Below are 25847 nucleotides of genomic sequence, written 5' to 3' on the forward strand. Positions count from 1 at the left end.
ACCTTTATTAGGTACTTTTTTAATTAAAAAATCTACAACTCCTGCGTTTCCCACTTGCTAGTATAAAAAGCAAAATATCCGTTTGAAGCGGATATTTATTTTTACTTTTTAATCATTTCTAAAACTTTTTGAATTAATAGATAGTCATTTCAACTATCTTCCAAACTTTTATCTTTAATATCGAAAATTTTGACTGTTTTATTGTTGAATTTTTCTTCAACTTCTATAATGTCATTAATCATTTTGTTTAATCTATGTTCTGTAAATTTATCTTTTTGAGATAAACCTATTAAATCATTAATTTTGAAAACTAAGAATTTCATTAAAACTAAACCTAAAAAGCAAAGACAGATATAACCAGTAATGTGTTTCCAACTTGATAAATACATGGGTCTAAGAACTAATCTACTCTTTAAGCTTCTAAAATTCTCTTCAACTTTTCATTGTTTTGCATATAAATCTACAATTTAATCAGGAGTTAAATCATATCTATTTGTCTCGTAAACATAATATCCATCGAACTTTTCATCTTGCAAAATCTTTTCGTTATCAAGTTCATAATAACCAGATTTGTCAACAGCTTTAAAGAATCTATATTTCTTCCCGCCTGCAATATCTTCATAAGAAACTTTTCCGTTTTTAGCTTTCTTGAGGAAGTTATTGATTAAAATTTGTCTATCTTCTGCATCTTTTCTTGCTCTCTTCTTACTAAAAGTAATGATTCTTTTTCTTATTTTTCCATTGATTCTACCGTTTCTATATTGAGAAAGAAATTCTTCTGATTTATGCACTAAACCGGTTTTAGAATGAATATAACCTTCTTGGTTTAAAACAAATTCTTTAAAGTCTTTTGTTCCTGTTTTCATCCGGTAAGAAATAATGAATTTTAAACCTTTGGACTCTAAAAATCTGATGTTTTTGTTTAAAGACATACCTTTATCAGCGATAATTGTAATTTGTTTTATCTTATATATTTTTTGAATTTCCAAGACAAAAGGGATGAATGTGTTTGCATCTGTTGTATTCCCAGGAAAGACTTTGTAATGTAGTGGAATTCCGTTTGAATCAGTTGCTATCCCAATAACAATTTGATCTTCTTTAAACTTACCGTCCTTTGAATAACCAGGTTTTTTGTACCCTTCTCTACTAAAAGTTTCAAAATAAGTAGTGGTGGAATCATATCATATGATTTCTACATCTCTTTTGTGTTCATTTACAAGAACTGAATTTACATTTTGTAAAATTTGCCCCCTATTTTCAGCGATGTAATCTAACGATCTGTAAAAAGAATTTTTAGAATAAACAAATTCTTGTTCTTTTTTTAGACTATTGAAAGTGCCTAAAATACTTAATGGCTCTTTTAATCTTTGATAAATTTGTTGCATCACAACTTCTTTTAAACTTACTGATTTTGTTTTATGACAGTCTTTAAAAATGTCAAAATGATCAACCAACGAAGAAACAAGTTCATATCCCTTAAATCTTTTTCTATATTCAACAAGATCATTTTTGTTTTCTTTAAACTTTTGATTAATAATTTCAATAATTTCTTCTTTGGGAGTTGTTAAAGGTATGTCTTTAACAAGCATTTTGATTTTTTCAATTGAATTTTTTTGATACTTCTCAAAGTCATGTTCATAGCCAATCCCAAATCTAGTTTCATATCCTGTACCTTTTATTTTTCTGCACCCGACCTGTATATATGTACCTGCTTTTTGTTTAGAAACACACAATATTCATGTTCTTTTTTCTTTTGTTTTTGCTTGCATGCACATATTATATCATATTTTACCTAGTAAATTACTAGGTTTTTTACATATTTATTAGATAAATATGTACTGCTGCGAAAATGTAAAAAAACTCACTTAAGTGGGAAACGCAGGAAAATAAACTCTTAATATCTACTTGATAGTTTTCCGCTGCAAAATTTCATATAGAAAAGAAAAACCACCTTAAAGGTGGCTTTTTTGTTTTTATTCTTCTTTGTCTTCTTTTTGACGATAAAGAAGGTAAAGGAGGTTAAAAATACCAAGAGAAGTTAATGAAAGAGCGACATATCATCAAAAACTTAATTTTTCTTTGATTTCTTTTTCGTGAATTAATTTTTGAATTACACTATATAAAACATCTGAAGCATCTTTTTTCTCAATTCCTTTGAGAGTTGCTAGTTCTTGTTTTGTAAGTGTACCTTTATCTTTTAAGATTAAGTTAAAGAAGTTTTTATCTTTAAGTTCCTTATAAAATTCTTGATATTTATTAGATTCAACTACTTTATCACTATTAATTTCAGTGGTAAAATCATCAAATCTTAAATTCGATAAGGATTCTACTAATCTCATTTCACTAAGGGCTTGATCTTTTAATTTTAAGGTGTCTTGACTTAATTTATTTCAAGCATCTCTAATATTTGGTTGTGCATAAATAGATGAATGAATTGACTCAATTAGTTTATCAAGTTTATTTGATGTTTCTTTAAATGTTGGACTACTTATATCTTCACTACGATATTTTTCTAATGTATCTTTAAGATCTTTAAATTGTAACATTTCATCAGCTAAATTAAAGTACTCTGGGTTTGTAATACCAATTTCTTTTAATTTATTAGTAATATCGTTAATTTCTTGCAATGAAAGAGTATGGTCACCTTTTGCATCATTTAATAATTTAGCAATTAAAGCATCGGCTGTTTTTGCATCGTCTTGAATTTTATCTAATTCAGCCTGATTTTCACCATTAGCATTAATTACTTTTTGAATTAATTCTTTTTTATCTCTTGGACTAAGATTTGGAAGAGAATTAATATAGTCAATAACTTTTTGTTTTCCGTCATTGTTAGCTACTGCTTTTTGGTAAATATTTGTTCTATCTTCAAATGATTGCGAATCTTCGATTTCTTGTTTGTACCTTGCTTTCTCTTCATCTGAAAGATTTGGCAGAGCATCAATTCGTTTTTTAAATAACTCTTTGTTATCTTCAAGCTTCTTAATTGCGTCCTTAATTTTTTGAATTTGATTTTTGATTTGACTTAGTGGAACATTATCTTTATCAGCTAGTATGTTTTTTCCACCGCTAATAGCTTTATCATAAAATGCTTTTTTATCTTCTTCACTACTTAAATAAAGATCAGTTTGCTTAAATGCTGGATCTTTTTGAATTAATTTAGCAAGTTCATCTAACGCTGCATCTCTCTTGCTATCACCATCTAGGCTATTGTAATCTTTTTCAACTTTATTAAGCAACTCTTGAACTTGTTCTTTTGATAAATTACGTCCATTATCATAATTAAGATTATTTAGCGAGTCATTGTATGAATTATCAAAGTTCATTTTTAGATTATCACTAGCATCTTTATAATTATTTCTTGATTTAGGATCAATATTTTGACCTTCTTGAACTGTATTTTTAATATATTTGTCAAGTTCATTCATTTGCTCATTTAATTGTTTTGCTTCTTCTAAAATTTCATTAACACTGCTGTTATTATCGTCGTTAATTAAAATTGCTTTTTGAATCTTATCAATTAAATATTGTTTTTGAGCTCTATTTAATTTATTGTATGATTGATCACCGTCATTAAATAAATTATCACCTTTAATTAACTCAATTGCTTTTTGTTTAGCTTTTTCAAGCTCTTCATCACCATTTAAGTTATCAAGTGCTGCTCTTGTTTTTGAAACAAGATCATTAATTTGATCAATTGTAAGGTTTTGCGAAGTGTTTTTTGCATCTTCTTCAGGGATAAAATGCTTAAGAACATCATCAACTGATGGTTTATTATTTTGAATAACACCTAAATTAGCTGGATCTTCATTATTTAAAGCATCTTGACGATCTTTTGAAGAGTTTTTATATCTTGGTTGTTCTAACGTTTCTAATGCTTCGTTTTGAATATCTCTAAGTTTTTTCATAGCATCAGTTAAAGGTTCAATTTGTTCTTTGACAGCATTTAATTCATCTTTGGTTTTTGATGCTTGTACTTTATCAATTAAATCTTTCTTTTGAGCTAAATTTAAATATGAATTATTTTTAATTTCATTAATAGTAGCTTCTTTTTCTAAATTAAAGGTGTTATCTCCATCTAGATTTTCTTTTGCTACTAAGTAATCGTTTAAAATTTGATCAATTTTGCTTGGTTCAATAATTAAATCAGTATCAACTTGTACTGGATTTCCTTGTTCATCATTCTTGGTTTCAACATCTTTATTTTTATCAACCAATTTCTTCATAATTTCTTTAACTTGATCGTATGGATCTTTTGTTTTTTGGCTTGCTTCTGTGTATTTAGGCATTTTTTCGAATGCTTTTTCAGTTTGAGTAGAAGTTGTACCATCTTCGTTTGTTATAGTTACTTCGTGATCATTATCTGCAAGATCAATTTGTTCTAATAAATGACCCATAGCTGAATTTAACTTGCTAATTGTTAATTCTAGTTTTTGAAGCTCTTTAATTGATTTTGTTTTAGCAATCTCTTGCTCAAAATATTCAATTTGCGAAGGATTTAAATTAGGATATTTGATATTAAGTTCATTATCTTGATTATGAATTGATTTGAGTAATCTTTCTTTTTCTGCTCCGAATTTATCATCACCGTTAAGTGCTTCTTTTGCTTCTTTTAATTTTACAATTAATTCTTTAACAACATTAGGATCTGTTTGTGCATTTTTGTTCGAAGTATCTACTCTTGTAGATCCACCACTTCCATCACTATTTGCGACATCATTTGGTTGATAAAGATTATCTGCATCATGAATATACTTATCATATGCATCTTTTTTACCAAGAGTTGACTCAGATTTAGTTCCATCAGGATTTGTAACTTCATACGGTTCATTATCCGAATCGATATAACCTGTTGTTGTTTTAGTATTTGTTGTATCAGGGTTTTCACCTTTTTCATTTTTAGTTAATTCATTAAGAATGCCCATTTGATCGTTTAATTCTTTAGCTTTGTCATTTAAACCTTGTTTATTAGCATTACCTAAAAGATCTTCAGGAGTTCTAGCATTTAAAACTTCCATTTTAAGCATTTCTTTTTGGGCATCATTAAGATTTTGATATGAATTAATTTTTTCAAGCGCTTCATTTTGAAGTTTATCCATATTCTTTTCACCATCTAAGTTTTCAATTGCTTTTGCAATTTTTTTGTTAATTTCTTCGAGCTTAGTTGAATTAAGAATTTCATCAGGATTATTTGAAGCTTTTAAAGTAGCAAGATATTCTTCCGCTTCTTTTAGAGCATCATCATATGCTTTACGTTTATCATCAAACGAACCAGTATACATTAATGTCTGAGTGAAAGGAGTCATTCCTTTGTCTGGATTACCATTTTTACTTTCGATGTACATTAACATTTTTTGCATTTCATCATTTAAATGAACTAAATTATCTTCAAGGTCATCAACTTTTGAAATACGATCAATGCTGCTATCTGCAAGTTTTTCTTTAGCTTTTTCTAATTGATTGTCTATTAAAAACTCAAGCAATACAGGTGGTTGTGAATTATCTTTATCTAATCTTTTAGCTAGCTCTTCTTTACGTTTTGCTAGCCTTTCATCACCATCTAAATCATTTCTAGCTTTAATTAAATTACCTATTAATCCGTTTTCTAGATCGATAACTTTATTTCCGTTTTCATCAAGAATAAAATTATTGTTTGAGTCTTTTTTATAGCTAATAAGTTCATCTAAAGTTTTTAATTCACCATTAGAAGCTACTATGCTATCACGATTTTCAAGACCAAGGTCAAAAAGATTTTTAACGTTTTCAGATGCATCAAGATAATCGGTTTTGTCAGATGGTTTAACATTATTAGGTTCTTGATTATCTGAGCTTACAAAAAGATCTTTATACATTTTCATTGCATCATTTGTATCTTGTGCTTCTTGTAAGATTCTTGTTGTTTCAGAAGTTGGATTATTAATGATTAAATTTTTTAAATAAGCTTTTTGGTTGTCATTAAGATGTTCGTAAGCAGGTAAAATACTTAATTCATTATCACCGTAAAGTTTTCCGATAGCTTTACGTTTTGTAAGTTCATCTTGATTTGCTCTCTCTAAAATAGAGTCAATATCAACGTTATATTTTATTTGTTGATTATTTGAATCTACTTCTGGATCAATTCCATTGCTTGCTGTATGTAACGTAATTTGATCGATTTCTTGTTCATATGCTTGTTTTTCGGCATCTGTTAATAATTTTAAAGCTTTAATTTTCTTTTTAGCATTTAACTTACAACGCTCAAGTGCTTTATTTAAAATAGCTTTTTGTTGTTGTTCGGTCGGTCTTTTTGGTAATCTATTAATTTCATCATCTAGTCATGTTAAATCATCTGCTTCTAAATGAGCAAAATTTCTAACTTTGCTAAGTAAATCATGTCTATTACCATCAAGATCATCGCTTGCTTTATCTAATTTTTGAATAACACCTGGCTGAGTTTGATCTGGATTATCAATTTCTTTAGCAAGAGTAGGTAAATCTTCGTTAGTAAGATCTTTGGCTAAGATTTCATTTAATTTGTTTTTAGCTTCTTCTAAAGCTTGATCAAATGCATCTTTTCTATCTTGCTGATCTTTTGTGTAAATTGGTTCATTTTTAGTATTTTCAGCAGCTTGTATTTTTTCTTTTAACTTACCTATTAAATCATCTAGATTTTGAGCTTCTCTTTGGATTTTATTAATATTTTCAGGTGAATTATCAGTTAAATAACGTGATTTTAATTGTGCTTTTTGATCATCTGTTAAATTAGGTAAATCATCGATAACTTTATTAGCATCAACAAGAGCATCGATTTTATTATTAATTAAATTTAAATCATCTGGAGTATTTCCATTTTCATAACTTAGCGCATTTACTTCATTTAACAATTGAGCTTTTTGTTCAGGAGTTAATTTTCCTTGGTTAGCTAAATTATTAATTTTTTCAATGATTTCAGCTTTTTTAAGTCTAAATTCTTTTTCTCTAGCTGTTAAAAATCCTGTGATATCTTGATTTTTGGTTGAAACAATTCTCTTTGAAATCGAAGGGAATTTTGTAGATACCACTTCATAAGTAACATTAACAGTACCTGGCTCAAAATCATCAGCTTGTGGAGTTACATCTACAATTCTAACTTCAAAATCTTGAGCATTTTCTGGTTGGACAGTATGAGTAAATTCAGATCAGTGCTCACTAGCAGCTACTTCTGATGGTAAAATATTGCGTTTTAAATCGTTAGGATAATCGTATGTAATTGCAAGATTATTAATTCTTTCTTGTTCTGCTTTAATTTCTTCACCATCTAAGGCATTTAATTTGGCTTTTAATTGGTTTATTCTTTCTTGAACTTGTGTTATTTTAGAATTTGTAAAATCAGTTCAAGAACTTGGTTCAGGGTCTGCACCTTTAAGTTTTACATCACCATTTGTTGCAAAATCGCCTTCAAAAAGATCTTTAATTAAATTAATTTCTTCATCGAAAGGATTTTTTGTTTCATCAGATGCATTTGCATAATCTGCATAGTTCTCGTTTTGTTTATTTTGAACAACATCCTTCATTAAATCGATTAATTCTTTAGCTTTGTTGTTAAGTTCAATTGCTTTTTCGCGTAAATTAATAATTGCTGGAGCTTGATTATTTAAAGTTTCTTTCTCTTTTTTAATTTGTGATTTTAAAGTATCGCTTAAATATGCAAGCTTTTCAATTTCTGGTGAGAACGGAATACCATTAAGATTATTCTTAGCAGCTTCTAATTGGTTTTTGGCTTCCTGTACTTTTGTAGGATCAACTAATTCACTTGCCGGAACTTCTACATAATTAGAACTGTTTCTTTCAGCTTCTGTAAGTGGAATTCCTAAAAATTGTTTAGTACGTAAAAGTTGCTTTTCATATTCATTTTTGTAATTTAGGTCTGCGAATAAATATCTTTCATCAGTTCCATCTTTCATTGAAGATTCCAATGAATCATAATAACTCTTTAAATCACCCATATTTGTATTAAGTGGAGTTAGGTTAGAGAAAGTAGGATTAGTAAAGTCTAAATTACGATCATCAAAATATAATAAACCAGTTGAGTATTTCTTATCATCAGTTACTTGATTTTTAAAATGTTCTTTTTGTGTATCTGTTAAATTAGAAAGAGCATTAATTTTTTCTTTAAAATTAGTTTTTGCTGTTTCTCACGCTTCATTCATTATTTTGCCAAGTTCAACATTATTATTTACAAGATTATTTGTAATCGAAGTTCCATTATCTACAAAATTAGAAGGTAATGCATTAACTTTAGCTTTAGAATCAACATTTTGTCCTTGTGGATTTGGAGATGTTAAATTTTTAAACCCATCTAATTCTTTAATTGCTTCTCTTTTATTTCCATCAAGTTGTTTTAGTGTTGTTTCTAGTCTTTCACGCGTATTTTTAACACTATTTTGATTTGAATTATTTGTTGCTTCTTCAAATCTTTGTGTATTTGAAAATAAATCTGTTGTTCCATTTTGAATTCCGTTAACTAAATTGTTAACACTTGTATTATCTTGATTAAATGAATTCTTTATTGAATCTTCCGAATATTTTACAACAGGGCTATCTTGATTTAGAGTGCTTGTGATTTGATGTAATTCTTTTAATTTATCATATTCATTTGATAACTCAGTTACTTTTTGAACATAATTATTAAGTTTTTCTCTTTCAAGTGTTCCTTGTGGATTATTTGTTAAATCATTATTAATTCAAGCTTTTGACGCTGCTTGGTCATAACCATTTGCTATTTGATTTGAGTAACTATTGAATAATTCTTTAGCTTTAGTAATATTTGCGCTATTAGCTTGTAATATTGATAAATTATTATTATCTAATTTTTGTTTTTCTGCATCTAAGTAAGTTCTACCGTTCATTTTAGAAAGTTTACTCTTTAATGCTAAAAGAGAAGTTTTTAAATTATTATTTGTAGGTTCGCTTAACTTCATTAATGGAATGTCAGCAGAATTTCTATCTTTTCCACTTGGATTTGATGTTGTTTGTAAATCAGCAAATGGCTTAGCATTTTCTAATGCTGTTTCAATTTCATCTCTTATTGTTTTATCACTAAAAATATAGTCTTCTCTATTTGTATATTCACTTTGTTGACCATTTTTTAAAGTTTTGTTGTCACTAGTCGTATAGCTTTTTAACTCTTGATATGCAAGTTCTAAACTTTTTTGAGCAAGATCTCATCTTTTTATTTCGGTAACAGCACTTTGGAATGATCTTGTATCATCAGCAGGAAAATCATTGACATCCGTACTACCAAAAAGTTGATTTAAATAATCATTTTTTAAATAATCTTTTTGCGCTTTTGTTAAATATTCACTTTTATCGATTAATTTTATTAACTTATATCTATCGGTAAGATCGTATTCAATATCTTCAAAAGATCAGTAATTTCTAAGATCGGTTGACATACCAGTTAAAATTCTATATTCATCTTTAATTTTTCATTTCTTTTTATCTTGTTCATTTTTAAATGCTACTTTTATTGTCATTTGATCATAAGAAGTAATCCGACTTTCATCGTTAAAAATGTTTTTAGTGAAATATGATTTATTTTTTTCTCCTTTTAAAGATTTTTGAAATTTAACATCATCAAATCTATCTTTATTAACATCATATAATTTAGTTCGAGCTCCGTTTTTTGGCTCATATATTTCTAATGTTGTTTGTGGAAGTTCTTCATCTTCTGTATAGTTAATTTGATCAGCTACATTTTCATAAGATTTAACTTTTTCTTTTGTAATAAATCTCTTAATTCAAGTTTGATTTCTTTTAGCTTGTGCGTGAAATCCTAAAGATCCAAATCAGTATTGACCAATATATTTATGCGGAATACTAATACCGGCCCCGACAAAAGATTCTCCTACATATTCCATCGGAGACTGTCCAGGTTCCGCTTCTCGATCATTTGGTTTGACAGTAAATTCAATAATAACACCATTATTAGATTCTACATTGCTTTCAGTAAGTACATAAAATTCAAAATATGCACCTAAGTTTCTGCTCATTGAGTTATAAGGGGTATCTGTGAATGCATCTCTTGGAAGTAATTTTAATCCTTGTAAAAATGTTCCTGTACCACTACCATCATTGAAATCAACATTACGATTCATAATAATATCATTAACTTGATTTCTTTTTTCTTGGCCTTCATACGCTGAATAATATCTAGCTCAAGAAAAAGGAATTGTTTTTGAGCCATCTATACTTCTTACAGAAAGTTTTACATCATTACCATCTTTTAAATCTAATGCAGAATTATCTTTAAATGGATTGATTTGCTTTAAAGTGTTGTAATCATCATTTTCATTTATACCAATAAATCTTCAATTAATTGTATCTGTATTTTCACGTCTATTAGTAACGTTATTATTTCTATCTAATGAAAAAAGACTGACTATAATGTTACCAGTTAACACCAAATCATTTGATATGTAAAAACCACCAACTCATCTACGCTCATCAAGTCTCATAGTGCTTCTATGGAAAGCTATTTTAAATGTTTTTGTACCATCCGCTTTAGAAAAACCTCTACCACCAATGAATCAACCACCAGGTTCGTTTCTATAAGAATCTCAAGGTCTATATCCTGTACCATCTTTTATAAAGTTACCTATAAAAACATTCTTCTTATAGAAATAAGGAATAGGTTCAATCGTTTCAGCTCCATTTGTAGCATCAGCGACAGACCAACTATTTGAATTACTATTATTTCACTCTTTGGCATACCTACTAAAATTAGGCTCAGTTCACTTGTTATCACTAATAAAATTATTGAATTGATCAAAAGTAATTTGCTGTCCATCATCTTTTCTGTATGTTTTACTTGTCTGAATGTTGATAAAACTCAACGGTAGGAACGCTACTCCCACCATTGGTAATGTTAATAATAATCTCTTATTAATTCTTTTTTCATAAACTTCTCTTTCAATTTACCATTTTTTATTTATTTATAATTTTACAATATAATTTTATAACACAAAATATCATAAATTATAATACAAAAAAGAGCTTTTTTCCTGAGTAAAAATTGGAAAAGTGACGCGCAAGTTAAGTGTCAAAAAAATAACAATGCTTTTTTAATGTTTAAATTATAAAAAAATTAGAGCTAAAAATGAATAAATACTGACAAAGGTAAAATCAAAATTGCAAGCCCTTGTGGCTTGTTTTCTTATAAATTTTGAAGTTCTTTTGCTTCTTTTCTCCGAAAGAAAAGAAGGCCTGTGCGGCAGCGCAATCTTTGAATCTGTAACAAAAGATAGACATAGAACAATACAGCGATAAACTGACATTACACATCAAATGGGCTTCAACCACAAAAATCTAGTTTAGCGCTTAAATACCAAACTTTCTTTTATTGCTATTAATTTGAATTTTGAAGTTCTTTTGCTTCTTTTCTCCGAAAGAAAAGAAGAGAAGGCCGCGTGCCAACGCAATTAATGTATTTGTAACAAAAGACTGTCATTACAAGACTATTCTTATTTAAACTGATATTTACACAAAAAATAGTTTTTCTTCACATAAATTTGGTTTAGGTCATCATTCTTGAACTTAGCATTTATTGATATTAATTTTAATTTTCTATTGCTAATATTCTTTTGTATTCATCGATTTGTTCTTTGATTCAAAACACGTATTCTTGTGTGAGTGAATTGAAACTTTTACCCTTCGGAATAAATCTTCTAATGTATCTATGAGCATTTTCAATTGAACCTTTTTGATACGAAGCATAAGGTTTACATTTAAATAACTTTTTCTTACCTACCACTTTATGAAGAAGTGTGTTTTCACTACCGTTATCTACTGTTAAGGTTTTTATTTCGAGATTGTATTTTCTTATTAACATCCTTAATGCTTTGTTAATTGATTTTGCATCTCTTTTTGTTAAAGCAATGTATAACTCTCTAGTTTTACGATCTAAAAGTGTGAAAAGAACAAACTTATCTTCTCTTTTACCAACTACTGTATCAGCTTCAAAATGACCTTTTTCTAATCTTAAATTTGCTTCTTTAGGTCTATATTTTACGTCTCTAGCGTGTATCAATGACCTTTTACCTTGCTTTAATGTAGTTTTTGTATAACCACCTCTTGATAAATATAAAAGCGGGTCAAAAGAAAGTTTTATTCTTTGTTGCTTTAGAGCTTTGTAAACTGTGCTAAATGTAGGACAAAAAGCATTTTGATTTGTTTGTTTAAACGAGTTAATCATAAACTTAACAGACATTTTACATTTAATGTTTTTAGAGTTTTTGCTTGCTTTTTTTCTTAATTCTTTAGTTACATCGTTTCAATATTTCTTAAAGTGACTTCACTTATTTTTTTGTGATTCTGACACTATCATTAACCTTTTGGTTTTATAACTAAGCAAATGATTTGATAGTTTTCTGAACGAGAGAAATTTAGTTATAAAAATTTTAGATCCGCAAATTTTGCAAATAACTTTATTTTTTAGGCTTTTATGATAGTCATTTTTTTCAATCATTATTTCCATTTTTTGCTTAACCGTTCTAGATTGATAACCAAAATATTTCGCCGCTTTTGATACTGAATTCAACAATAGAACTTTCAAAATAATTTCCCACATTAAGAGTATAGATATTTGTTTATCTCTAAGCAACCTTTTAGACGAAACATTTGAGTGAAGACGTTTTATCTCATCATCAGATTCTTTGATGATGAAGTGACGGAAGTTTTCAGCATTATTTTTTACACAAATAATATTTTGTTTAGATAAATCTATTAATTTTTTCATATAATAAAAATGTGTCCTTTCTATTTAGCATTATTATTTTACACAATGGACACAAAAAAGTCACACGCATTAAATTTGCGTGTGACTTTTCTAATTTATAGCTTTTTTCCTGAGTTTCCAAGTTGAGACACTATAAAAAACGAATACATCTATAAATAAGGTGTATTCGTTTTTGATAATCAAAATTACACACATAGAATTAACTCATACATGCAATAAAATCTTTATAAATTTTTATATTTTCTTTGTGGTTTTCATCCAGATCATTAATTATCTCTTGAACTACTTTGTCATTTACTTCTTTTCTTGTTATAGTCATCATTCTTAATGAATCTACAAATAAATCTAATGTAACTTTTTGTATTTCTCCATTGCTTTCATAATATTTTTTCAATTTATAAAGACAATATTTTAAAACAACAAGAGCAAGAAAGCATAATAAAAGATGTGCAAGTATATGTTTTTCGTTATGAACAAAAACAGGCCTAACTTGTAAAGAAGATTTTAATGTTCTGAAATTTTCTTCAACTTTTTATTGTTTTCTATAAATTTCATTAGCTTTTTCAGGTGTTAAATCAAGAATATTAGTTTCAATAATGTAAAAACCATCTTCAGATTCTTTTTTCTTAATTTTTTCTCAATTTAATTTTCCTATTGTTTTACCATCAATATCCATATATTTCTTCTTGTATTCTGGAACTAAGGAACTAAGTGGTAGTTCTCCATTAATAGTTTTCTTGTTCAATTTATCAATAAAATTATTTCTTTTTAATTTATCTAAAGTCTTTTTACCAGGGCTAAAAAATACACATCACTTTCTATATTTACCATTAAATCTATTTTTATTTCAAACAGATTCAACAAGTTGTTCTTTCCAAAACATTTCATCTCTAAAAACATAATGTTTGTCTTCAAGAATGAATTTTTTCATTCCAATACTTAATGTATCTAATCTTTTTTGAAATATGTATTTAATTCCTTTTTGCTCTAGAAAACGTAAGTTTGCGTTGTTATTTATTCCACGATCTGCAACTATTGTAATATCCTTTATTTTGTAGATTGATTGAAGTTCTAAAACAAAGGATAACATTGTTTTACCATCAGTTGTGTTACCTGGAAAAACTTTATAGTGTATTGGTATTCCGTTTTCATCTACAGCCATTGCTATGACTACTTGATCTTCATTGTGTTTTCCGTCTTTTGAAAAACCGTTTTTTCTTATTCCTTCTCTTGTAAAGCTTTCAAAATAAACTGTTGTGTTATCGAAGTGAATAACTTTATTATTACGATTTGTAAATTCATTTATTTTTTGAAATAAATTGACTAAAACAGAATTCTTATTTTCGAAAATAACATCAAGATAGTTATATATTGATGATTTTGTAACATTAATATCATTTATAAAATCACTTTTATTTTTATATTGTGACATATAGCTTCTTGGAAGGATAATTCTAGTTGCTATGAAAAATTCCAAAACTTCTTCTAACGATTTATGTTTACTTTTTGGTAATGCTGAAAATAAATCTAATTCTTTAATAACTTTATAAATTAAATCAACTCCAATATTTTGGATACTTGTTTTTACAGAAGTGGATTTTAATAATTTAAAAAATTCTTCTTTTGCAACAGCTTTATCTAAAGATGTATCTACTTTTTTTGCTATTTCTTTCATATCTTCAATTGAAGATAATCCATACTTTTCTTTGATATCTTCTCAGTATCCTAGACCAATCTGATTTCCATAACCTTTTTTAAAACCTTTAGAAATAGCTAAAACTAAATAATATTTTCCATTTTGTTTTTTCTTGCATAAACTGTAACTCATGCTCTTATTATATCATTTTATGTGTGTAATGTAAGTAAAAAAATATTTTTTCTTTAGGTCATATATCTTTGATATATGTATAAAAAAATGAGCCTAAAAAATAGGCTCAACTTGTAAACTCAGGATTTATAGTTTTTTTCACAATTTACCACACTTTACTTAAAATTAAACACTTAATTAGCGCACTTTAGTATCCTTAATTAAACAAAAACCATCTCCTGGTTAGAGATGGGCTTGAGTGTAATCTCCAGTGCAACAAAAATACCGTTCCTAACGCAATAGAAATGGTATTTTTGTTGCTTTTTTTCTCTTTTGTTTGTTCTTTTCAACTTTCTGCCTTTTGAAAAATCTTTAATTTTTATAATTTTTAATAAAAGCGAAATATTACTTAAATAAACACTGCTTTACCATTGTTTTTTAAATAAATTGCTTTTTTATTAATTATTTTTTCCTTTATAAAAAACCACAAAAACCAAGGAAACAAAAACACAAGAAAAAAAGCGTGGCGTATAGCCATGCCTTTTTTTCTTGTGTTTTTGTTTCCCCCCCGCGTTGCAATGCAACTTACAATCGAGCCCATCTCCTGGTTAGAGATGGTTAGTTATTAAGATTGTTTATTTCTTGATCTTTTTCAAGCAATAAAGATTAAAACAAACCTGCGTTTCCCACTTGCTAGTATAAAAAGCAAAATATCCGTTTGAAGCGGATATTTATTTTTACTTTTTAATCATTTCTAAAACTTTTTGAATTAATAGATAGTCATTTCAACTCCTAACTTTGACACTTTGGTCTTTTTTAAGACTTTTTGAATTTCTTAATATATTACATATATTAAGAAATTTTTTATTTTTTTATTTCATATATAGTAAATATATGGTATAATATGGTAAAAAGGACAAATTATGGCATCAGTACAAATCATCAAAAAGAATAAAACACAATATGTAAGAATCGTAGAATCATATTGAGATAAAGAAACTAAAAAACCAAAAATTAGAGAAGTAAAATTTTTAGGTAAATTAGAAGATCTTACAAAAGATAATCCAAACTTCATTGAAGAATTAAAAGAATCTGTTAGTTCAAAGAAAAATCAAAAACAAAAAGATAGAAACGAACAAATTTTACAAATCATGAATTCTTTAAAATTGGACAAATTTAAAGGAACAGAAATTAAAGGATATGGAAATTTAGTTTACGAAGAAATCATAAATTATCTAGAATTACCAAATTTCTTAAATGACTTACAAAAGAAAAATAGTAGGTCAAAATATGACCTAGCATCAATTACAAAAATGCTAATTTTAACAAGAATTTTAGAACCATCTTCTAAAAGAAGTTCAGTTGAAAAAATTAAAAAATATTGATACAAATTTGATGATAGTTTGAAAGACATTTATAGATCACTTGAGTTTTTACAGGATAAAAAAGCGGATATTTTAAAACATTTAAATGAACAATTTGTAGACAAAATTAACAGAAATTTAACATTCTGTTTCTATGACGTTACAACTGTTTATTTTGAAAGTTTTATACCTGATGAACTTAGAAAATTTGGTTTTTCAAAAGACAATAAAGTTAACCAAACTCAAGTTGTTTTAGGTCTTTTAATCGACGATATGGGAATACCGATTTATTATGATTTATTCCCTGGAAACACATCTGATTTCTTGACTTTAAAACCTGTTTTAGAGAATATAAAAAGAGACTTAGGTATAGATAAAATTACTATTGTTGCAGATAGAGGTTTAAACTCAAAAAGTAACTTATTAGCCATAAAACAAGCAGGATACGATTACATAATGGCTTACAAAATCAAAGGTAAAGAAAATAAAATTGAAGGAATTTATGATCTTGATACATATAAAATGATGTATGAAGAATTCAGTGTGAAAAAACAAGATCACAAAGAGCTTTTTAAATCTAATAATACCTTTTATGAAATTGACAATAAACTGATTTTAACTTTCTCTGGAAAGAGACAAAGAAAAGATAAAAAAGATCGTGAAAGACTTATTAAAAAAGCTGAAAAATTACTCAATTTATCAGCTATAAAATCAGAAATGAAAAGAGGTGGTAAGAAGTATTTAAAACTTTCAGCTAACGAAGTTGAGTTAGATCATCAAGCGATTTTGAAAGATGAAGCCGCAGATGGATTTTGTGGAATTTTAACATCTCATGAAGATATGGATGAAATGGAAATTATTGAACAATATTCAAAACTTTGAAAAATAGAAGAAAGTTTTAGAGTGATGAAAACAAACTTTGAAGTAAGACCAATTTATCTTTCAACTGAAAAGACAATCAAAGGACATTTTTTAATTTGCTTCCTTGCACTCACGATTCAAAGATATTTAGAATTTGTTCTTGAATATTGTGGTTATCCGCTTCCTACGAATAAAATAATTGAATCAATTAAAAATCAAAAATTATCAATTATCCCAGAAATAAATACTTATATTAAATCAGAAGAATCTGAAGAGTTCAAAACTATATTAAAAGTTCTTGGACTTAAACCAATTGAAACTATTGGTAAATGTGAAGACGTAAAATTTACTATATAGGAATTGTGATATAAAAACGACGAATAGCTCTATATTGTAGGGTTATTCGTCGTTTTAAGTTTTAAAAGTGTCAAACTTAGGAAAAGCAAAATATCCGTTTGAAGCGGATATTTATTTTTACTTTTTAATCATTTCTAAAACTTTTTGAATTAATAGATAGTCATTTCAACTATCTTCCAAACTTTTATCTTTAATATCGAAAATTTTGACTGTTTTATTGTTGAATTTTTCTTCAACTTCTATAATGTCATTAATCATTTTGTTTAATCTATGTTCTGTAAATTTATCTTTTTGAGATAAACCTATTAAATCATTAATTTTGAAAACTAAGAATTTCATTAAAACTAAACTTAAAAAGCAAAGACAGATATAACCAGTAATGTGTTTCCAACTTGATAAATACATGGGTCTAAGAACTAATCTACTCTTTAAGCTTCTAAAATTCTCTTCAACTTTTCATTGTTTTGCATATAAATCTACAATTTGATCAGGAGTTAAATCATGTCTATTTGTCTCGTAAACATAATATCCATCGAATTTTTCATCTTGCAAAATCTTTTCGTTATCAAGTTCATAATAACCAGATTTGTCAACAGCTTTAAAGAATCTATATTTCTTCCCGCCTGCAATATCTTCATAAGAAACTTTTCCGTTTTTAGCTTTCTTGAGGAAGTTATTGATTAAAATTTGTCTATCTTCTGCATCTTTTCTTGCTCTCTTCTTACTAAAAGTAATGATTCTTTTTCTTATTTTTCCATTGATTCTACCGTTTCTATATTGAGAAAGAAATTCTTCTGATTTATGCACTAAACCGGTTTTAGAATGAATATAACCTTCTTGGTTTAAAACAAATTCTTTAAAGTCTTTTGTTCCTGTTTTCATCCGGTAAGAAATAATGAATTTTAAACCTTTGGACTCTAAAAATCTGATGTTTTTGTTTAAAGACATACCTTTATCAGCGATAATTGTAATTTGTTTTATCTTATATATTTTTTGAATTTCCAAGACAAAAGGGATGAATGTGTTTGCATCTGTTGTATTTCCAGGAAAGACTTTGTAATGTAGTGGAATTCCGTTTGAATCAGTTGCTAGCCCAATAACAATTTGATCTTCTTTAAACTTACCGTCCTTTGAATAACCAGGTTTTTTGTACCCTTCTCTACTAAAAGTTTCAAAATAAGTAGTGGTGGAATCATATCATATGATTTCTACATCTTTTTTGTGTTCATTTACAAGAACTGAATTTACATTTTGTAAAATTTGCCCCCTATTTTCAGCGATGTAATCTAACGATCTGTAAAAAGAATTTTTAGAATAAACAAATTCTTGTTCTTTTTTTAGACTATTGAAAGTGCCTAAAATACTTAATGGCTCTTTTAATCTTTGATAAATTTGTTGCATCACAACTTCTTTTAAACTTACTGATTTTGTTTTATGACAGTCTTTAAAAATGTCAAAATGATCAACCAACGAAGAAACAAGTTCATATCCCTTAAATCTTTTTCTATATTCAACAAGATCATTTTTGTTTTCTTTAAACTTTTGATTAATAATTTCAATAATTTCTTCTTTGGGAGTTGTTAAAGGTATGTCTTTAACAAGCATTTTGATTTTTTCAATTGAATTTTTTTGATACTTCTCAAAGTCATGTTCATATCCAACCCCAAATCTCGTTTCATATCCTGTGCCTTTTATTTTTCTGCACCCGACCTGTATATATGTACCTGCTTTTTGTTTAGAAACACACAATATTCATGTTCTTTTTTCTTTTGTTTTTGCTTGCATGCACATATTATATCATATTTTACCTAGTAAATTACTAGGTTTTTTACATATTTATTAGATAAATATGTACTGCTGCGAAAATGTAAAAAAACTCACTTAAGTGGGAAACGCAGGATAAACTTAAATCTAAAAAACAAAGTATATAAGTACCTTTATTAGGTACTTTTTTAATTAAAAAATCTACAACTAATGTTGTAGAAATTAATATTAATATTATTCTTCTGATTCAACTTTAATTAAAGTATCATTAACCCAAATTATATCGCCAGGTTTAATTTTACTACTTCTACCTTTTGGTGCTTCACCATTAATTTTCATGGTGTTGTTATCAAAAAAAGATTTTGATTGCCCACCAGTGGAAATTTCACCAATTTTTTTAAGGAACTGACTAACTTTAATTGAATCACCTTTGATTTTTACTATCATAAATTTTAATACCTTCTCATAGGAGTTATCAATTGTTTGTTTTTATCATTTTCAAGGGAAGTAAATAACAATTGATCTTCTTTGTCTGAAATTTGTATTTTAATTTTACCATTATCTAAAATTGATACAGCATCTTTTATGAAATTATAATTTACATCAATATCAAATTGTTCACCTTCATATTCGAAGTTTGTTGTTTCTGCATCAGCATAACCAATTTCTGGAACTTCATATGATGTTTTAATTTTTTCTTTTGATATGTTAAATGATAGTCTTTTTATTTTGTCTGAAACATAGAAAATTGTTTTGTTAATTAAATTTAATAATTCTTGTTTTTCAATAATAATTTCTTTTGAGTAATTTCTTTCAAAAACATTGCTAATATCTAAATATTTTAAATCCACTAAGTTAGCTTGAATAATTGTATTTTCATATGAAATACCTAACTTGTAATCTTTAAAGAATAAATTAACTTTTTTAGGTGCATCTTTAGTAACTAATTTTTTAAGAATTTTTGAATCAACATTAATATCTATTTCAACTTCTGAATCAATTTCAATTTCTGCTTTAGAAAGTCTAAATCCATCTGTTGAAACCATAGTTAATAATTTATTATTATTTGATTTAATATTAATAACTTTATAAATTAAATTATTGATTTTATCGACACTTGAATTTGTTGAAACTAAAGCTTCATTGATAACATTTTCTAATTTTTTAGACGAAATTTCAATTTTGTTTGAAGGTTCATTGAAATCAACTAATTGCATTTGGTTGTCATTATCTAATTTAGCAATTGTAAATTTTGTTTTACCTTCATATATATCAATAATATTATTGTTTACATTAATTGTTACTTTGTTTTCAAATTTTTTAATTATGTTTCTAAAAATATTGGCATTAATAAATACTTTTCCTGATGAATCAAGTTTTAAATTTGACTCATCCACAAATATTGTTTTCTTAGCAGATACAGCAGGGTTATTAGAAGAAATATTTAAAGCTTCAGAGTTTATTTCAAAAAATAAACATCTATTTAAAACAGAAGCATCGTTTGAATCTACATAGTTATTTAAAAAGTCAACGGTGTTTTCAATAATATTTTTCTTGATTGTGAATTTCATAAATTCTCCTAAATTTTAAAAATGATAAATATAAGCTGTTAATATGTGGATAAGTTTTAAAAAGTACATTTTTAAGGCAATATTTCACTTAAAAAATAACTTTTTGTGTTTATTCACATATTAATAAAACGTTAAAAATTGTTTATTTTAGTTGTATAACTTTGCGATAATTAAATCTTTAACTTGTTTAATTGAAGAGTTATTAACATCTGTTTTTCCTAAAACATTAACAATTGTTGAATGATCCCGGTTAAAGATTTTTCCTATCTCAGTTGTCGATAGTTGCAAGTAACTTCTTATAACAATAATTGCCATGTGCCTAGCAACTACAATTTCCTTGCGTCTTGACTTACCTAGCAAATCTTTTCGATTAAGTTTGTAGTAATTACATACAACATTAATTATTTCTTCCGGTTTCACTTCTTTTCTATTTTTTATAGTATCTTCAAAAATTTCTTTAATGTATTCAAGTTTATCATCAACAGTAAGAATTTTATCTTTATAAAACTGCATTCTTTTTACCGAACCAATTAAATTTCTAATAGAACCGCTTGAATTATAAATAATAAAATCCCTCGATTGTTTATCTAATAATGAACTATCGAAAACTTCTTTTTTCATAAAGTAATCAAAAAGTTTTTCTAAATCTTCATAGCTTGGTTTTTTAATACTTGTGGTAAATCCTGAAGTTAAACGAGTAATGATTCTGGTGTCAAATTTTGATTTAATTTCATCAATACTACATTCAGAAGAAATCACAGTTTTCTTTTTAGCCGACATTCTTCCGTCTATAATTTGGAATAAAAAGTTTTTTGTAGACTTTTTCTCGCCTTCAGAATATATCTGAAAATCATCTAATAATAAAACATCTACATTTGTAAAGTGTTTTAAAACAGCAGAGATTTTTGATTGATCATTTTCTTGTAATAAAGCCGCTATATCTCTGGTGAAATTAGTAGGATTAATATAACTTGCAGTTTTATTATTGCTTAGATAAGTATTTGCAATTGCGTATAAAAGATGTGTTTTACCAAACCCTGATTTACTATGAATATAAACGGTTAAAAAATCTTTGTTTAATAAATTTTTACAAATATTAACTGCTTCTTTGTTGAAATTACCAACAATGTAATTGCTAAAAGTTAAATTTGGATCAACACTGGAATCGTAACCAAATTTTTTGAATTCTTCATATTGAATTTCATTATTTTTTTCAATTTCTTTAATTTGCTCTTGATCGTAATTAACTATTTTATAAACAATATTTGGTCCAAAAATTTCTTTTACAGTTTTTTGCATATTTTTTTGGTAATAAGTTTTAATAATATTGATTATTGAGTCAGTAAATTGTGGAAATGAAAAAACTACTTCATTTCTTTCGTAAGAAAGTACGTTAATGCTTCTAAAAAAGTTTTGATAAACCATATTATCAAACTCATTTTTTAAGTAATCTCGAACTTGAGAAGTATAAACTTTAAGTGCTGTTTTATCTGCTGAAATCATATAAACCTTTCTGGTTTTTTAAGTTGTGAATAACTGTTGTTTATAAACTAAGTTACAAAGTACTTATTCACAACTTTTAATACTATTTTTTAGTCACTTAAGTAAATTATACACAATTTTAAAAATATCGTTATTAACAACCTAAAAAAGATTGTGAATAACTGCAGTTATCAACATTAAAAAAACTCTAATATTTGTAAGGTAAATCAATATAATCTATATAATTAAAATAATATGGTTCAAAAAGTTATAGGTAGTTTTTTTAAAATAATAAAAAGTGGAAATAATTGAGCACTTTTTAATTTTGTTTCACAAGATAAAAAGTTCAAAGCAGTCGTTTTTGCAGGAACTAACATCCCTTCTCTTTATCAAGAATATGAAGTAGAGCTAGCTGAAAACGAAGGTTATAGAACTTATAAACTTCTTTCTTTTGTTCCAAGTATCAAAGAAAAGGAAATTGATTGAGTCGACTATATTTCTAAAAACGTTAAAGGGATTGGTTTAGTAACGGCAAAAAAAATAGTCCAAGCTCAAGGTGAAAAAATTTGACAAAACATTGCAAATTTTATCAAAGACGAAAAACCTAACGAACTTCATCTTCTTTTAACTGATGCTCAAATTGAACACTTAAAACAGCATTATGTTGATAAGCGAAGTGAAATTGAATCGCTTTTATCAATTAGTGAAGAAGAAAAAAGTAATATTAAATTTTTCTATCTTAATAACTTACAAAAACTTTATGAATTTCTGAAAGAAAAGCATAAAGGTGAAAATATAAATTTCGAAGAACACTATAAACAAAACAATGTCTATAACTTATATATGAAGGATTTTATTCCTTTTGAACTAGTTGATAAGTTTGCTTTATTAATCGGTTATCAAGAAACTGGTCTTTTTCGTTTTGAAGCTTTTGTTTTTAACGTTATTTCAGAAGAAGAAATGAACAATTCAACTTTAATTCCTTATGATTTAGTTGAAAGAAATTTACGTTCTAAATTGAACATTTCACATGATTTTTTCACTGATTCATGCAACTTACTGCTAAATCACGACAATATTATTGTTCAAAAAGTTAATGACAAATTTTACTTTTCTAAAAAAGTTACTCTCGAAAAAGAGTTTTATATTTTAAAACGTTTATATCAAATTAATAATGCTAAAAAACTTGACTACATTACAAGTTCTAAAATTGAAGGTTCATCAATGTCAGATGAGCAAAAAAATGCATACTTTGGAGCTTTAGAAAATAATGTTTCAATAATTAGTGGTGGCCCTGGAGTTGGAAAAAGCTACATTATTAAATACCTAAATTTAACCCTTAAAGAAAATGGTTTAAAAAATGAAAAGGATTATTACATTTTAACCCCTACTGGTAGAGCTTCCACTAATGTGTCATTAAAAATCGATGATAAAGTTAGAACAATTCATAGCTTATTAAAAATTAAAGATGAAAATGAAGAAGTTGATATTTCAAGTGATGAATATGACAAAATTAAAGTTTTAATCATTGATGAGTTTTCAATGGTTAATATCAATGTTTTTGAAAAGTTACTTAAGGCTTGTTCAAATTTAGAGCATTTAATTATACTTGGTGATGTAAATCAATTACCAGCCATTGGGCCTGGAAATTTGCTTGAACAAATGATTCAAATTGATTTTGTTAAAACATATTATTTAACTAAGTTTTTCAGAAGTGATTCAATAGACATTTTTAATTTCTTTGAAAGTGTTAAAAAAGGCCAGTTACCTAAGTTTAAAAAAGGAATTGTTAATTTATATGAATGAGACAAAAGTGTTTTAGTTCAAAACATTACAAAATTATTCAAAAAGTTAATTCAAGAAGATGGGATAGAAAATACCATTGTTTTAGCTCCAACTTATCGTGGTGATTATGGACTTATTGAACTTAATAACCAAATCCAAAACGCTATAAATAAAGATTCACAAGAAGTTCTTAAGACACAAAAACAAGGTAGAGAAATAATTTTTAAACTCAAAGATAGAGTTATTCAATTAGAAAATAGAACTCAAGATAATATTTATAACGGTGATATAGGGGAAATTGTCGATTTTACAAAAAACAAAAATACTACTGAAACAATTACTGTTAAATTTTCAAACAACGGCATAGATCGCTTTTTAGAATACACCGCTTCAGAATTTAGAAACGAAGTTAGTTTAGCTTATGGAATTACAGTTCATAAATTCCAAGGTAGCGAAATTGATCATGTTATTTTCTTGGTTCTTGACTCACATAGTTTTATGCTTAATAAAAAACTTATTTATACAGGTGCTTCTCGTGCTAAAAAAACCTTAAATATCGTTACATCAATAAATGTACCAATAGAAGAAACTTTATACACAAGTTACCTAAAGAAAAATGAAATTTTAACTAACTTTCAATTACTTATTTTAGAAAAGGAGAAAGAATGAAATTAATTGTCGGTCTTGGCAATCCAGGTTCTCAATACAAATTCACTAGACATAATGCTGGTTTTTTAGCGGTAGATGAAATTGCTAAAAAATTAAATGTTAACTTTAAATCATCAAAGTTTAATGGTGAAATAGCAAAAAGCGATGACATTATTTTAGGTAAGCCTTCCACATTTATGAACAAATCAGGTCTTTTTGTTTCTCAAGTGGCTAACTTTTATAAAATTCATCCTGATGATATTATGATTATTCATGACGAAAAAGACCTAGATTTAGGTAAAAGTGTCATTAAAGTTGGTGGAAGTGGTGGAAGCCACAATGGTGTAATTGATGTAATTACTCAACTTGGTTCAAGAGATTTTAAAAGATTAAAAATTGGAATCAATTCACCTGAAAGAAAAGGTGAATTAAAAAACTTTGTTTTAGGAAACTTTACTGCAACTGAATTTACAATTCTCCAAGAAGTAATTCAAAAAGCAGCTGAAGCTTCAGTTTTATTCGGATTTACTGATATTCTCACAATAATGAATAAATATAATGCTAAAAAATAAAAAATATTTACTTGCAGTTAGTGGTGGTCCCGATAGTATTTTTCTTCTTTATAAATATCGAAACAAAGATGTTGTTGTAGCTCATGTAAATTATCACCAAAGAGAAGATAGTAATAATGATGAAGTAATTGTTAAAAGGTATTGCACTTTGTGAAAAATACCTTTTTATTCATTGCAATTAAGCAAAAATGACCACATCAAAAATAACTTCCAAAACTGAGCAAGAATTCAGCGTTATGAATTTTTTAAGACTATTTGCAAGCAACAAAAGTGCGATTTAGTTCTAACAGCGCATCATAAAGATGATTTTATAGAAACTGCTCAGATGCAATTAGATAAAAAAAAATTCCGTTTTTTTTACGGAATTAAAAAAGAAAGCAAAGCTTTTGATTTAAACATCAATAGACCTTTTTTGTTTAAATATTGAAAAAGATCTATTGAAGCAAAAGTTGAAAAATTAGGACTAGATTATGCAATTGATTATTCAAATGCTTCAAACAAATATACAAGGAATGCAATAAGACTTAAAAACAAAAGTATTTGAAACAAAACTTTATTTTATTTAAAGATTAAACTACTTAATTTTTGAAATAGTTTTAAAGAAAGAAAGATTGCTAAAGCATTTAAAAAATGACAAAAAAGCAACTTTAATCAAGATGCTTTTGCTTCGTTAAAACATAAAAATCACCTCATTTATGCTTTTGTAAATTCTCAAACACAAAACATTAATTTATCAAGTGGAAAAATACAAAGCATTAAAGACTTCATACTTTCTAAAAAAAGAACAAGCAGTTATAAATTATCAAAAAGCACTTTTTTGGTGAAAAATAAAGGATTTTGCTTTTTTTTAGTAAAAAGTTTATAATATTTTATATTTAAAAT

Annotated in this window: 10 protein-coding genes and 2 pseudogenes; 4 read left to right on the forward strand and 8 right to left on the reverse strand. The window is 26.8% G+C overall.

The features are described from left to right. Nucleotides 1-101: 101 nt before the first annotated feature. The 4 genes and pseudogenes from GOQ20_RS01055 to GOQ20_RS01070 form a co-directional block, all read right to left on the reverse strand. Nucleotides 102-1775, reverse strand: a pseudogene (locus GOQ20_RS01055) (IS1634 family transposase). A gap of 198 nt (nt 1776-1973) precedes the next feature. After that, the gene (locus GOQ20_RS01060) at nt 1974-10877 is read right to left on the reverse strand and encodes a GA module-containing protein (protein WP_167845066.1); all 8904 of its coding nucleotides are present in this window, start codon (nt 10875-10877) and stop codon (nt 1974-1976) included. A gap of 698 nt (nt 10878-11575) precedes the next feature. Next, the gene (locus GOQ20_RS01065) at nt 11576-12754 is read right to left on the reverse strand and encodes an IS30 family transposase (RefSeq protein WP_167845067.1); all 1179 of its coding nucleotides are present in this window, start codon (nt 12752-12754) and stop codon (nt 11576-11578) included. 199 nt (nt 12755-12953) lie between these two features. Beyond that, nucleotides 12954-14582 (reverse strand): annotated as a pseudogene (locus GOQ20_RS01070) (IS1634 family transposase). Nucleotides 14583-15484: 902 nt separating this feature from the next. Here GOQ20_RS01070 and GOQ20_RS01075 point away from each other — a divergent pair. Beyond that, the gene (locus GOQ20_RS01075) at nt 15485-17143 is read left to right on the forward strand and encodes an IS1634 family transposase (RefSeq protein WP_167845068.1); all 1659 of its coding nucleotides are present in this window, start codon (nt 15485-15487) and stop codon (nt 17141-17143) included. 117 nt (nt 17144-17260) lie between these two features. Here the strand turns inward: GOQ20_RS01075 and GOQ20_RS01080 are convergent, their stop codons facing one another. The 4 genes from GOQ20_RS01080 to GOQ20_RS01095 form a co-directional block, all read right to left on the reverse strand. Next, nucleotides 17261-18934 (reverse strand): IS1634 family transposase, encoded by a 1674-nt coding sequence (locus GOQ20_RS01080; protein WP_443093812.1) that lies wholly within the window; start codon nt 18932-18934, stop codon nt 17261-17263. Between the two features lie 207 nt (nt 18935-19141). Then, nucleotides 19142-19354: an RNA-binding S4 domain-containing protein gene (locus GOQ20_RS01085; RefSeq protein ID WP_129620331.1), complete on the reverse strand. Its 213-nt coding sequence runs from the start codon at nt 19352-19354 to the stop codon at nt 19142-19144. A 5-nt stretch (nt 19355-19359) separates the two neighbouring features. Then, complete coding sequence (gene dnaN, locus GOQ20_RS01090) at nt 19360-20478, reverse strand: DNA polymerase III subunit beta (RefSeq protein ID WP_167845069.1); 1119 nt, start codon at nt 20476-20478, stop codon at nt 19360-19362. 147 nt (nt 20479-20625) lie between these two features. Then, on the reverse strand, nt 20626-21981 hold the full coding sequence (locus tag GOQ20_RS01095; protein ID WP_167845070.1) for a DnaA ATPase domain-containing protein: 1356 nt from the start codon (nt 21979-21981) through the stop codon (nt 20626-20628). A gap of 234 nt (nt 21982-22215) precedes the next feature. Between GOQ20_RS01095 and GOQ20_RS01100 the strand changes: the two genes are divergently transcribed. Genes GOQ20_RS01100 through tilS form a run of 3 tightly spaced genes read left to right on the forward strand, consistent with a single transcriptional unit; the run spans nt 22216 to nt 25830 of the window. After that, nucleotides 22216-24420 (forward strand): ATP-dependent DNA helicase, encoded by a 2205-nt coding sequence (locus GOQ20_RS01100; RefSeq protein ID WP_167845071.1) that lies wholly within the window; start codon nt 22216-22218, stop codon nt 24418-24420. After that, on the forward strand, nt 24411-24965 hold the full coding sequence (pth, locus tag GOQ20_RS01105; RefSeq protein ID WP_167845072.1) for an aminoacyl-tRNA hydrolase: 555 nt from the start codon (nt 24411-24413) through the stop codon (nt 24963-24965). Before GOQ20_RS01100 ends, pth begins: the two co-directional genes overlap by 10 nt. Next, nucleotides 24952-25830, forward strand: a complete 879-nt coding sequence (gene tilS / locus GOQ20_RS01110) for a tRNA lysidine(34) synthetase TilS (RefSeq protein ID WP_167845073.1) — start codon at nt 24952-24954, stop codon at nt 25828-25830. Before pth ends, tilS begins: the two co-directional genes overlap by 14 nt. Nucleotides 25831-25847: the final 17 nt, after the last annotated feature.

Source organism: Mycoplasmopsis gallinacea, assembly GCF_012220205.1.
Taxonomy (GTDB): Bacteria; Bacillota_I; Bacilli_A; order Mycoplasmatales; family Metamycoplasmataceae; genus Mycoplasmopsis; species Mycoplasmopsis gallinacea_A.